Annotated in this window: 13 protein-coding genes; all 13 read right to left on the bottom strand. The window is 62.1% G+C overall.

Annotated features, from left to right (window positions below; all coding sequences use genetic code 11):
• Positions 1 to 94 precede the first annotated feature (94 nt).
• The 13 genes from G9C82_RS05515 to coaBC all read right to left on the bottom strand — a co-directional run bounded on the left by G9C82_RS05515 (position 95) and on the right by coaBC (position 11,469).
• Positions 95 to 586: a type IV pilin gene (locus tag G9C82_RS05515; RefSeq protein WP_127013566.1), complete on the bottom strand. Its 492-nt coding sequence runs from the start codon at positions 584 to 586 to the stop codon at positions 95 to 97.
• A gap of 262 nt (positions 587 to 848) precedes the next feature.
• Positions 849 to 1,427 (bottom strand): hypothetical protein, encoded by a 579-nt coding sequence (locus G9C82_RS05510; RefSeq protein WP_127013565.1) that lies wholly within the window; start codon positions 1,425 to 1,427, stop codon positions 849 to 851.
• A 112-nt stretch (positions 1,428 to 1,539) separates the two neighbouring features.
• Complete coding sequence (locus G9C82_RS05505) at positions 1,540 to 2,001, bottom strand: type IV pilin (RefSeq protein ID WP_127013564.1); 462 nt, start codon at positions 1,999 to 2,001, stop codon at positions 1,540 to 1,542.
• 194 nt (positions 2,002 to 2,195) lie between these two features.
• A complete protein-coding gene (locus G9C82_RS05500) occupies positions 2,196 to 3,977 on the bottom strand; it encodes a Na(+)/H(+) antiporter subunit D (protein ID WP_127013563.1) in 1,782 nt (593 codons plus the stop codon).
• Positions 3,977 to 5,674 (bottom strand): cation:proton antiporter, encoded by a 1,698-nt coding sequence (locus G9C82_RS05495; RefSeq protein ID WP_127013562.1) that lies wholly within the window; start codon positions 5,672 to 5,674, stop codon positions 3,977 to 3,979. The genes G9C82_RS05500 and G9C82_RS05495 overlap by 1 nt, the downstream gene beginning before the upstream one ends.
• Positions 5,671 to 7,164, bottom strand: a complete 1,494-nt coding sequence (locus G9C82_RS05490) for a monovalent cation/H+ antiporter subunit D family protein (protein WP_004963546.1) — start codon at positions 7,162 to 7,164, stop codon at positions 5,671 to 5,673. Before G9C82_RS05490 ends, G9C82_RS05495 begins: the two co-directional genes overlap by 4 nt.
• Entirely contained in the window at positions 7,157 to 7,513 is a 357-nt protein-coding gene (locus G9C82_RS05485) for a cation:proton antiporter subunit C (RefSeq protein ID WP_007188191.1), read from the bottom strand. Before G9C82_RS05485 ends, G9C82_RS05490 begins: the two co-directional genes overlap by 8 nt.
• Positions 7,513 to 7,986, bottom strand: a complete 474-nt coding sequence (locus tag G9C82_RS05480) for a Na(+)/H(+) antiporter subunit B (RefSeq protein WP_004963542.1) — start codon at positions 7,984 to 7,986, stop codon at positions 7,513 to 7,515. Before G9C82_RS05480 ends, G9C82_RS05485 begins: the two co-directional genes overlap by 1 nt.
• Positions 7,983 to 8,528, bottom strand: a complete 546-nt coding sequence (locus G9C82_RS05475) for a DUF4040 domain-containing protein (protein ID WP_004963540.1) — start codon at positions 8,526 to 8,528, stop codon at positions 7,983 to 7,985. The genes G9C82_RS05480 and G9C82_RS05475 overlap by 4 nt, the downstream gene beginning before the upstream one ends.
• The gene (gene mnhG / locus G9C82_RS05470) at positions 8,525 to 8,845 is read right to left on the bottom strand and encodes a monovalent cation/H(+) antiporter subunit G (protein WP_127013561.1); all 321 of its coding nucleotides are present in this window, start codon (positions 8,843 to 8,845) and stop codon (positions 8,525 to 8,527) included. Before mnhG ends, G9C82_RS05475 begins: the two co-directional genes overlap by 4 nt.
• Positions 8,842 to 9,117 carry a cation:proton antiporter gene (locus G9C82_RS05465; protein WP_004963535.1) on the bottom strand — a complete coding sequence of 92 codons (276 nt, stop codon included), beginning with the start codon at positions 9,115 to 9,117 and terminating at the stop codon, positions 8,842 to 8,844. The genes mnhG and G9C82_RS05465 overlap by 4 nt, the downstream gene beginning before the upstream one ends.
• Entirely contained in the window at positions 9,110 to 10,150 is a 1,041-nt protein-coding gene (locus G9C82_RS05460) for a monovalent cation/H+ antiporter subunit E (RefSeq protein ID WP_241244091.1), read from the bottom strand. Before G9C82_RS05460 ends, G9C82_RS05465 begins: the two co-directional genes overlap by 8 nt.
• Before the next feature lie 152 nt (positions 10,151 to 10,302).
• Positions 10,303 to 11,469, bottom strand: coding sequence for a bifunctional phosphopantothenoylcysteine decarboxylase/phosphopantothenate--cysteine ligase CoaBC (gene coaBC, locus G9C82_RS05455; protein WP_127013560.1), 1,167 nt, complete (start codon positions 11,467 to 11,469; stop codon positions 10,303 to 10,305).
• Between the last annotated feature and the right edge of the window lie 9 nt (positions 11,470 to 11,478).

The following is an 11,478-nucleotide window of genomic DNA, read 5'->3' as shown; positions in this document are numbered from 1 at the left end:
ATTCTGGTATACACAATACCAGCTAGACTCCGTCTAAAGTCTGGATATGATAGCGCTGCGGCTCGGTGCCTGAAAACAAAGAAATAAAGACCGCTTATGCTTCCGGACCGGTGTCCTGAGCGAGCGTCGCAGAGGTGTCTCCCTCTTGAGTTTCGTACACGACGCGGAGGTCATACGAATCTGACGCAGCAACGTCCATTGAAGTTCCGGCGGACACTTCTGTCTCCCCGACGGTATTACTGTTTGCAAAAGTAGGATCACCGCCAGTGTCAGCATCAAGATCATAAGTACTGACTCCGTGTGTGCCTGAGCTTGGAAGATCTCCACGTATATACAGCTCATTACCATCAATTGTGTCCCCTCCATCATGAGTTACCGTCACTACACCATAGTCGGAATTGCCTACGCTCTCATCGAAATCCCATGAGAAGCTAGCCTGCGGCGTGGCCTGCTGTGCCTGGTCGCCGAGACCGAGCACGAAGGAGGCGATTACTGCGGCCAGAATGACCGTGATTGCGACCATCAGGATGACCCCGATGACCGGCGACACTGCGTCGTCGTCGTGGATGAGTTGTTTGATATCCATGGTTTGTTCGACGCACACCGCGAGTGTGACCCGAGTAGGAACCCCCTATACATCGAAGGATTTCCTTACCGGCTCGCGGGGTGTGCTGACTCAATCACATGAGATGTGCCCACTTATACTCACAACACGTTTTAGCCGTTCAACGTCGCCTTGAAAGCCTTCAAGGCTGGCTGTACCGCCAAAATTCGACATGGCGGTGTGCGGATAGTTCAGTGGTACACAGGACAAACGGAACAGTACAGACCGTGAAATAAACAGGAGTTTAGTTGTCGGACTCCGCTCCCTGCGCTACATACTCCGTCAGTGTCATCTCACGACCGGCGTAGGTGTGATAGCCTGCAGAGACGCTGAGCACAATTGCGATCAGCGTGGCCCAGACCAGCGGCGGAATCACTGTGAACGGGTAGACGCCGACCCAGAGGATCGTCACGATCGCCAGACTGACCGCGCCGAGCGAGAGGTAGTATTCGCGCCAGGGGAACTCGCTTCCCGGCACGATTTCGAGATAGACGGTGAGTTCCTCTGTGTGTGCAGTCTTGGAGATCGTCCCGTTTTCATCGTCGTAGTTAATGATACCCGTCTCATCCATCCGCGGGAGATGAGACTGCTGTAACGTGGTGTAGACGCGCTTCCGTTGCGCGCTCGTGACTTCGGTGTTCGGGCAGTCGTACTCCTGTGCTGCGACGTGTGACGCGAGGTCGCCGAGCTGTACCGGCCCGTCGTGTGCTCGTAGATACTGCAGCGTGTAGCGACGCCGTTCGTTCTGCAGGACGTCGAATATCTCGCCTTTGGAAAGGTCCTCGTCCGTCGTGGAGTCCGACCGTTCTACCTGCTTGCTCATATCATGCTCTCCGATTTCCCCCACCCATCACAGGGAATACAGCGAACATCAGGGTGGCCATCAGTTATAAACTCACGGGTTTCGGTGCCGGAAAAAATGAGATGTCGCGAGTTTATGCGCCCGGTCCGGTGGCAGTGGCGAGTGTTGCGGAGTTATCGCCAGTGGCCGACTGGTAGACTAGGTTGATAGTGAAACTATCCGAGTCAACTCCGACAGTGACGCTATTACCTGCGACAACCTTGCTGTTGCTCCCACTGGCACCCCCCTGCCACGTACCCTCTGAAATCATATCAGGAGTACCTCCCTCAGACCCACTGGCGACATCTCCTCTGAAGTATAAATTACTCGCTTTTATTGAGTCACCACCCTCATGCGTGAACTTAACCCAGTCATTTCCATCATCGTACTCCGTACTAAAGCTAGCCTGTGGAGCCGTGTTACTGACCTGATCGCCCAGACCGAGGACGAATGTTGCGATAACGGCTGCAAGGATGACCGTGATTGCGACCATCAGGATGACCCCGATGACCGGCGACACAGCATCGTCGTCGTTGAAGAATCGTTTGAGTTCCATTGTTGTGTCCGCACGCATCAACAGGTCGCCCTGTTATGCCGTGCTTATCGAATCGTGGCTATGCAGATATATAAGTCTGCACCTGTATTATCAGAACGTGTAATCACCCTGTCTGTTAACAGCTATTCTGGGGTGTTTGAAACCGGATGCAGCCGATCAGGTCTGCAATTATCACAGAATATGTTTTTAGACCTTCACGAAAGGGCCAGCAGTGCCACTGTAACGAATACCGCGAGAATGAGGATGCTGAGTCCGATGCCGGCTCGCATCGGATGCACGAGAGTGCCGTCGTCGCGGAGCCCCGCAATCACGTCGTTCGGGGATGTCACTGCCCGCGTGACGACGCTCGTGGCCTGCACCACTGCGCGGTCCACGGCGGCGTACAGTTCGGTCACACCGACAACGAGCCCGCGGGAGCCATAGAAGACGGCGGGGTTGTACAGCGAATCGATGTCTGGGACGCGGCCGAGTTTCGAGAGGGGCTTCTTTGTCACCGCGAAGCCAAGCAGTCCGAGAACGGCTAGAACGACTCCCTCGATGAGGTGGGGAACAGTGTACGTTTTGTAGACGTGGTCAACGACGGCCTCACTCGTCACGTCGAACGGAAGGATGGTGAAAAGCGCCGTGTCGTACACACCGTAGATGACACAGAGCGCAGCCACGGACACCATTGCCACGCTCTGCAGGCGGTTCGCGTCCGGGACGCTGCTGTCGTACTCGCCGTGGAAGAACGCGTAGTAGCCGAACTTGATGAACGACATGAACGTGCCAACGCCGCCCAGCAGTAGCATCCACTCGAGCGTATAGAACTCACCGAGCGGGAGCGGTCCCTTTCCGAAGGTGTAGTGGCTCCCGGAGATAATGATCCCCTTGCTGACGAACCCGTTGAACCCGGGGAAGCCGGCGATAGACAGCGCAGCGACGGAGAACGCCCCCGCTGTGATCGGCATCTCCCGCCAGAGACCGCCGAGTTTCTTCAGGCTCTCTGTCCCGGTCCGGTAGATGACGACACCGGCGGTCATGAACAACAGGCCCTTGTAGAGGATATGGTTGAACACGTGCGCGAACGCGCCAGCCTGTGAGAGAGCGCTCCCGATACCGACGCCAGCGACCATGTACCCGACCTGCGACTGGATGTGATAAGAGAGGAGCCGCCGCATATCGTTCTGGAACAGCGCGAACAGCGCGCCGAAGATAGCCATTCCGCCGCCCATGTACGCGATGGCCTCGTGGCCGTTGGGGAACGCGCGGTACATCCCGTAGACGCCGGTTTTTGTCGTAAACACACAGAGGAAGACGCTGGCGGCGATGTGCGGCCGCGGGTACGTGTCGGGCAGCCACGCGTGCAGGCCGATGAAACCGACGTTAACGCCGATACCGATGGCGGCCAGCGCGGCGGCCAGTCCGGACGTGATACCGGCCGTTTCTGGACCGCCCGGCACCGACGCGAACAGGAACGTCTCTACCTCGACGTAATGCCGGAGGATAGCGGCCATCAACAGCGTGCCGCCCAGCCCGTGCAGCAGGGCATACCGGAACCCGGCCCGGACCGCCTTACCGCCGTAGTGCCACACTAGGAGCGTGCTCGTGACGGCCATCAGCTCCCAGAAGAAGATGAGTGTCAGCCAGTCGCCGGCGAAGACGGCTCCAAAGCTGGTCGCGACGTACGAGAGCGCGTACCCCGTCTGTGTCGTGTCCGCCTCGCTGGCGTAGGAGTAGAGTACAGCAACCGCGGCGATGAGCCCGAAGATGATGCCCATCAGCCGCGAGAACGGGTCGACGTTCAGTAGCACGGCGTCGAACCCGAGGAACTGGGTCTGGAGATGTGCGCCCTCCGGGACCGAAAGTGCCCATGGCACCGCGAGCGCGGGCACGAGCGCGCCGACCGCGTGTCCGGCACGCCGCGGAAGCCGGGACACGACGATTGCCAGCGCCAGTAGTACGACGACTGGTGGAACCACTGTAAGCATCGACATTACGCCATCACCCCCGGCAGATTACCGACGATAGTGTCGACGATTCGCAGGAAGACAGCCGTGTACGGCACTGTCCCTAGCAGGAGCGACAGCGTGGCCGCGGTGAGGATCGGCCCGAGCATGAACCACGTACTTTCGCCGCCGCGCCAGCCGCGGTCGTCCCAGCCCCCTGCGGGCGGGCCGCCATGGTGTTCGTGTTCCTCATCGTGTTTCCCGAGGTGGTCGACGTGCTCGGGCTCTGGAACGCCGCCCTCGTCGGAGTGGTCGTCGGCATCGTCCGATTCGTGGCCGTCACCGCCGTCGGCCCGAACTTCGTCTCGCCCCCCGAGTGGCCCTTCCAAGAGGGGCTTTTCGTCGTGCCCGTCCGGCGATTCGAAGTACGCCTGATAGACGATTGGCCAGAAGTACGCGATGTTGAGGACGCCGGAGACCAACAACGCGGCGGCGAAGACGAGCCCGCCATTGAGGCTCAGCGCACCGATGACGAGATACCACTTGCTGACGAAGCCAGCGACCAGCGGAATTCCGGCCATCCCAGCCGCAGCGACGGCAAAGGCGGCCATCGTCAGCGGCATCCGTTTCCCGATGCCGGCCATGTCGCTGATGTCGTCGGTGTGGGTCTCGACGTGTATCGCGCCGGCACAGAAGAACAGTGTCAGTTTCATGAATGCGTGTGCAGGGATGTGGAGCAGGCCGCCCGTCAGTGCCTGTCCGTGGAGCAGTCCCAGCCCGAGCACGATATAGGAGAGCTGGCTAATCGTCGAATACGCCAGCCGCCGCTTGAGGTTGTCCTGTCTGAGCGCGATGATACTCGCGGTCAGGAGGGTAAAGGCCGCAATCGCGGCCAGCGGGAGGCCGACGCCGAGTTGCTCCATCGTTCCGGTCCCGTACACGTCGAGAACGACTCTGGCGATGCCAAACACGCCGCTTTTGACGACCGCGACGGCGTGTAGCAGGCCCGACACCGGCGTCGGCGCGACCATCGCATCCGGGAGCCAGGAGTGCACCGGCATCAGTGCGGCCTTGACGCCGAAGCCGGCCGCAAGCAGGGCGAACGCTGCCCGTGCCAGCGTCGGGTCTGCCGTCACGAGGCCTTCGAGCCCGCCGGGCGTAAACGCGGTCGTTCCGGCGAGGACGAACACCAGCACCGTCCCGCCCAGCACGGCGACGCCGCCGCCGAAGGTGTACGCAAGGTACTTCCGCCCGGCGGCGCGGGCCTCGTCTGTCTCGTCGTGGGTGACGAGTGGGTACGTCGACACTGTCAGCAGTTCATAGCAGACGAACAGCGTCAGCAGGTTCGACGCGAACGCGACGCCAACCGCCGACGCGAGGCTGGCCGCAAAGGAGGCGAAATAGCGCGTCTGTGCGTGTTCGTCCAGCCCGCGCATGTAGCCGATGCTGTAGAAACTGGTGACGATCCACAGCAGGCTTGCAAGCAGGCCAAAGAGAAGCCCGAGCGCGTCGACGCGGAACGCCAGTTCGATCCCGGTGGCCAGCTGCCCGAAAGAGAAGACGTACCGCATCCCCGACAGGACGCCGGGGACCATGCTCGCGACGATAGCGAACTTCGCGACTGCCACCGTGATGGTCACCCCCTCCCGCACGTTCGGACGACGTTTGAGCGAGAGAATCACGGGGATGGCCACCGCGGAGACGAGGATTGCAAACAGCGGTCGAAGTGATGTGATATCAGTCATTGGTTTAGCAGGGGTGGAAGCGTCTCTCGAAGCACCTGTTCGAACGCTGGTACGGCTGCGGTCAGCGCGACCGCGAGCGCAGCCGCGATGACGACGACGGCGATCATCCCGAACGAGACTGCCTGTCCGCTCCCATCTGTTACGGGAGCCTCGTCAGGCTTCGAGTGGATGGTCGCCTCGGCGAAGTAGAGCCGCTCGACGAGGCGGGCGAAGTACGCAAGCGTTAGCAACGTACTCGCGAGCAACACGGTCACAACGGCCCAGTTCTCGGTGTTGACTGCGCCGAGGACAATGTACCACTTGCCGACGAAGCCGACCGCCGGTGGAACGCCGACCATCGCCAGCGAGAGCACGGCGAAGGCAAACGCCGAAACCGGGACGCGGCTCCCCATCCCGGCGTAGCCGTTCACCGTCGTCGCGCCCGTCTTGCGCTCGATAATGCCCGTCGCAGCGAACAGCCCGCCCTTCATTACCGCGTGGCCGAGCAGGTGAACGGTCGCGCCGACGACGGCCAGTGGGGTTGCGATGGCGAATCCGGCGATGACGAGGCCGAACTGCGACACCGAGGAGTACGCCAGCATCCGCTGGACGCTGTCCTGCGAGACGGCGAGCGCACTTCCCGCGATGATACTCACGCACGCCAGCCCGACCAGCGCCCAGCGAGCGACGGGCACGGCCGCCAGGAACTCCACGGTGAACACGGAAAACAGCAGGCGAGCGAGCGCGTATGCCGAAACCGTCGAGACAAGCGCTGAAATGAACGCGCTCACCGTATCCGGGGCGTTCGCGTAGGCGTCGGGCTGCCAGGTGTGCAAGGGGAACAGAGCGACTTTCACCGTCAGCCCGCCGACCATCAGCCCGAACGCGGTCAGGACGAGCGTCGAGTCGTAGGCCGCCATCTCTCCGAGTTTGGTCGCCAGGTCAGCCATGTTGAGCGTGCCCGTTGCCGCAAGCAGGTAGCCGATGCCGAGCAAGTACAGCGAGGCCCCGACGGTCCCGATGATGAGGTACTTCAGCGCCGCGACGGCGGCACTGGCGTCCCGGCCACTCGCTACGAGGCCGTACGCCGCAAGCCCCGTGATTTCGAGGAACACGTAGAGATTGAACACGTCACCAGTGACCGTCATGCCCGTCAGGCCGGCAACCAGCAGGAGGTACAGTCCGTAGAAGGGGCCCGAGTGCGGGCCGGCCTGCCGAGCGTACGCGAGCACGCCGAGTGACACGACAGCCACGAGCAGGGCGACGGCACCGGAGAGCCCGTCGACGACGAGTTCGATGCCGTACGGGGCGGCGAAACCACCGACCGCGTAGGACACAGTCCCATTTGTGCCGACGGTCCACGCGAGCAGTCCGGCCAGGCCGGCCTGCCCGAGGAGTGTCACCGTCGCGACGGGCCACCCGGCCCGGTCGCTCACGAGACTCGCGGCCAGCGGTATCGCACCGCCGACGATCGGCAGGACAACCAACAATACGGGGAGTTGTTCAATCATAGTAGAGCTGTTTGAGCTTGTCTTCGTCCAGCGTACCGTACTCGGTGTAGATGCGGATGATCAGCGCCAGCGCCACGGCGGTCAGGCTCACCCCGACAACGATAGCGGTCAGGATGAGGACGTGTGGCAGCGGGCTGACGTAGGGGCTGCCACCCTCCTTGATTATCGGCGGGTTTCCGCCGGTCCGGAACGCGAGCGTAATAAAAAACAGGAAGATGCCCGTCTGGAAGATGTTCATTCCGATGACTTTCTTCACGAGGTTCCGGGACTCGATGAGCATATACAGGCCGATACCGAGCAGGAGCATCACCGCGAAGTAGTTGTAATGTGAGTTCAGCAGTTCAAACATTAGCTCTCATCCTCCGGTTCGTCGACGGCGTGGCCGAACCCCGCCGCAAGCAGGAAAAAGAGGCCGATAGCAACGCTGGCGACGATACCACCGATGGCCAGTTCGACGAGCTCGATGGCGTAGGCGACCACGTGCGAGATGAACTGTTCGTACAGGTGATATTCGAGGAAGTTCCCACCCAGGAGAATCGTTCCCAGCCCGATGGCTGCGAACGTGAGCACGCCGCCGGATGCGAGCGCAGCGACGACACGGACGTCGAGCCACTCCCGCGCCGCGTCAATCCCGTAGGCAAACGCGAGCATCATTACGACCGACCCCGCGATGACCCCTCCCTGGAACCCACCGCCGGGGGAGTTTGCCCCGTGGAACATTACGAACAGGGCGAAGGTGAGCACGAACGGCGCGACAACGCGGACCGTCGTCATGATGATGGTACTCTCGACGTACAGCCCGGTTCGCTCGTCGGCGCTCATGCGAACACCTCCTGTCTGAGGACGGTCAGCGCTGCGACCCCGGCTGAGAAGACCACGACAGCCTCACCCAGCGTGTCGAACCCACGGTATGCCGCGAGCACCGCCGTCACACCGTTTTTCACTTCGGTGTCCGCGTACGCGTTTTCGAGGTAGTACTGTGTTACCTCGCCGCTGACGACGGGGTTTGCCGCGCCATCCGCCCCGACGGCGGGCAGCGCTGGAACGGTCGCAATCATAACGACGACGAACCCGCCGACCAGTACGACGGTCCGGGCGCTGATCGACTCGAACAGGCCGTTTTCCTGTGGCCGAACAGTGTTTGCCAGCGCCAGAATGAACAGTATCGTCATGATGCCGGCCCCGACAGCCGCTTCGGTCAGCCCCACGTCGGGGGCCTCAAGCATCACCCAGATAATGGAGATACCGAGGCTGTAGGCGGCAAACGCCATCAGTGACGCCAGCACGTCACGGAGTACGGCCGCGCCGATAGCACAGCCCAGCACGAACACCAGCAACACTGCCTCGATGAGTGAGAGGCTCATGATTTGTCCTCCTCATCGCCGGCAGTCCACGGCTCGATGCCCTGATCCTGTGCCGCCCGGGCGATGGCGTGGGCGGCGGTGGGGTTGGTCAGAAACATAAACACCAGCAGGAAGACAGCCTTGATCGTCGCGAGGTCGGTCTGAATCGCGAGTGCGGCGGCCCCGATAGCGAGGACGGCCCCCAGCGTATCACTTTTCGATGCCGCGTGAGCGCGTGTGTAAACGTCAGGAAGCCGGACAATGCCGATCGAGGCGACGCCGCCGAAGAACGCGCCGATCAACGCGAGCGCGACAATCGCCCACTCTGTTGGCGTCATAGCACACCCCCGTGCTCGACGTTGAACTTCGAGAATGCTATCGAGAGCAGGAAGTTCAGCAGGGCGTACACGAGCGCGATGTCGAGGAACAGCGGCTTATCGAGCGCGCCGGAGACGAGCGCGATCGCGATAACGGTGTTCGTCCCCATCACGTTGACCGCGATAACTCTGTCGTGGTCCGTCGGTCCCGCAAACACGCGGTACAGCGACACGATGGCGAACAGGACGAACGCGCTCGCGATTGCCAGCAGCGCCACCTCGAACTCAATCATCGTCGGCCACCTCCGGGTCGCCAATGTCACTCTCGACTGTGTTGTCGTCCCCCTGTCCGCGCTCGCGCGGCGAGGGAATGGCTGCCGCCTCCCGGCCGTAGAAAACGAACCGGACCGCTCGTTCGAGGCCGCCGTCAAACAGGTCCTCGCGCGAACTACCGGTGAGCGAGTGGATGTCGAACGCCTGCTGGGAGACACTGACGGTGAGCGTCCCGGGCGTCAGCGTGATGCTGTTTGCCAGCGTCGTCACCGCTCCGTCACCCCAGATCGCGGCCTCCAACTCGACCATTTTGGGGTCAATAGGCAGCGACGGGTGCAAAACGACGTACGCGATTTCGAGATTGGCGACGGCGATTTCCTTGAGCAGGTACGGGACGTAAATCGCGAACCGGGCGAGTTGCCTCGGAATCCGGGTCAGCGACGGCTGGCGACTGAATGCGATCGGCGCAAGCAACGCAGTGACGATCGTCGCTGTTATCGCACCAGTGAGGAAATCCAGCGGTTTGTACGAACTCAACAGCAGGTAAAACAGATACGACGCTCCGAAAATGGTGAGATACTTCGGGAGCGTCGCGGCGCGGGCGAGTGCGGTCGACCGTGCCGGTCGCTCGACGGGTGCGGTCTCGACCTCGATATCGCCCCGGACGAGTTCGACTTCGAGCGGCCGAAGCATCGGCGTCGTGCCGCCCGGGTTGAACTCCGGATCGAGGACGACCCGTTCGATGCTGTGTTCGTCGGCGTAGGCCAGAATCGCGTCGGCGTAATCGCCGGGACTGAACAGGTAGCGGTCAGCACCGATGACGCCCAGTTCAACCTCGAGGTTCGACGGTGGGGAAGTACCCAAGTCTTCGTCGAGCCAGACATCGATGCGGTCAAGCAGGTCCTTGGCTTGGCCGAGCTCCGTCTGTGCGTCGGGGTCAACGGCGCGTGTGCTTGCGACGGCGACGAGGTGCAGCGATATCTGTTGTTGCCCCTCTCTGGCCGCCGATTCGGCCTGTTCAACGGCGTAGGCGACGGTGTTCCGGACCGTCACTGAATCGGCTACTGGCACGAGCAGGCGACGGGGTGGTGGTACAGTCACAGTCTCTGTTTAGAAACTCCAAATAGGCGGTTCGTCGGGCAGTACTGTCGTTATCGGACCGGAGCAACGGAACACGCAAAACTATTTCGTAATCGGTTACGCGCTCAGTCACGACTGGACAGATGGTCACCGAGTTCGTTGGCGACACGGGCACCCAGACCCTGTTTTTCCCCAACGTACTCCGTGGCCGCGTCTGCGTCGACAAGCAGGGCGCGCGTCTCGTCGTCGCCCATCACGCTCGCGTCGTTGGCGACCACGAAGGCCAGCCCGGCCCGCTCGCGTATCTCGCGGGCGCGCTCGACCAGGGTTTCGTCGTCGCCTTCGGTTTCGACTTTGAAGCCGACCATGGGAAGGTCCGGGTGGTCTGCCCGAACAGTGTCGATGAGCTTCGGCGTTGGTTCGAGCGTCAGCGTCAGTTCTGCCTGTCCGCTCTTGATCTTCTCGGGAGCCTGCTCAACGGTGTAATCTGAGATAGCGGCTGCCGAGATCAGCGCGTCAGCGGAGTCGGCGACCCGCCGGGTAGCCGCTGTCATCTCCGCGGCGGACTCGACCCGCTCGACAGTCGCGTAAGGAACGTCCGGTCCGTCGTGGACCAGCGTCACGTCGGCCCCGCGGACGTAACAGGCCCGCGCGACCGCCCGTCCGGTCCGCCCCGAGGATCGGTTCGAGAGCGTCCGAACGGGGTCGACTGATTCCGTGGTCGCGCCCGCGGTCACAACGACGTGCTCGTCGGCCAGCGGCCGGTCGCCCGCGGCCCGGGCGGTCGCTGTGACGATGGCCTCCTCAGTTGCGATCTTGGCTTTCCCCTCCTCGATTCGCGGATCGACGAACTCGACGCCCCAGGACTCGACGCGGTCAATAGCGTCCAATACACCGGGGTGGTCGTACATCGGTTCGTGCATCGCCGGCGCGACGACGACAGGCACGTCAGCACCGAGTGCGGTCGTCACACACGTCGTCACGGGCGTATCATCGATTGCCGCGGCGACCTTGCCGACGGTGTTTGCCGTCGTCGGTGCGAGCAAGAGCACATCCCCCCAGCCCGAGCGCCCGCAGAGGTCGACGTGCTCGACACTGCCTGTGATTTCGGTAACGACCTCGTTGTCCGTCGCGAACTCAAGTGCCCACGGGTGGACGATGCCCGTCGCGCTGTCGGTCATCACGGCCCGGACGGACGCCCCCTGTCGTCGGAGTTCGTGTGCGAGTTCCACCGTCTTGACGGCCGCGATAGACCCCGAAACCCCCAGAACGACGTTGACTCCGGTCAGCATACCTGCGGG

This window comes from Haloarcula sp. R1-2 (genome assembly GCF_011627385.1).
Lineage (GTDB): Archaea > Halobacteriota > Halobacteria > Halobacteriales > Haloarculaceae > Haloarcula > Haloarcula marismortui.
Note: the sequence above shows the minus strand (reverse complement) of the source record. Positions and strands in the feature narration are given on the sequence as shown.

Bases quoted from the DNA above. Each gene is read 5' to 3' on its own strand.
- G9C82_RS05515 (WP_127013566.1), bottom strand. From the start codon at position 586: ATGGATATCAAACAACTCATCCACGACGACGACGCAGTGTCGCCGGTC.
- G9C82_RS05510 (WP_127013565.1), bottom strand. From the start codon at position 1,427: ATGAGCAAGCAGGTAGAACGGTCGGACTCCACGACGGACGAGGACCTT.
- G9C82_RS05505 (WP_127013564.1), bottom strand. From the start codon at position 2,001: ATGGAACTCAAACGATTCTTCAACGACGACGATGCTGTGTCGCCGGTC.
- G9C82_RS05500 (WP_127013563.1), bottom strand. From the start codon at position 3,977: ATGTCGATGCTTACAGTGGTTCCACCAGTCGTCGTACTACTGGCGCTG.
- G9C82_RS05495 (WP_127013562.1), bottom strand. From the start codon at position 5,674: ATGACTGATATCACATCACTTCGACCGCTGTTTGCAATCCTCGTCTCC.
- G9C82_RS05490 (WP_004963546.1), bottom strand. From the start codon at position 7,164: ATGATTGAACAACTCCCCGTATTGTTGGTTGTCCTGCCGATCGTCGGC.
- G9C82_RS05485 (WP_007188191.1), bottom strand. From the start codon at position 7,513: ATGTTTGAACTGCTGAACTCACATTACAACTACTTCGCGGTGATGCTC.
- G9C82_RS05480 (WP_004963542.1), bottom strand. From the start codon at position 7,986: ATGAGCGCCGACGAGCGAACCGGGCTGTACGTCGAGAGTACCATCATC.
- G9C82_RS05475 (WP_004963540.1), bottom strand. From the start codon at position 8,528: ATGAGCCTCTCACTCATCGAGGCAGTGTTGCTGGTGTTCGTGCTGGGC.
- mnhG (WP_127013561.1), bottom strand. From the start codon at position 8,845: ATGACGCCAACAGAGTGGGCGATTGTCGCGCTCGCGTTGATCGGCGCG.
- G9C82_RS05465 (WP_004963535.1), bottom strand. From the start codon at position 9,117: ATGATTGAGTTCGAGGTGGCGCTGCTGGCAATCGCGAGCGCGTTCGTC.
- coaBC (WP_127013560.1), bottom strand. From the start codon at position 11,469: ATGCTGACCGGAGTCAACGTCGTTCTGGGGGTTTCGGGGTCTATCGCG.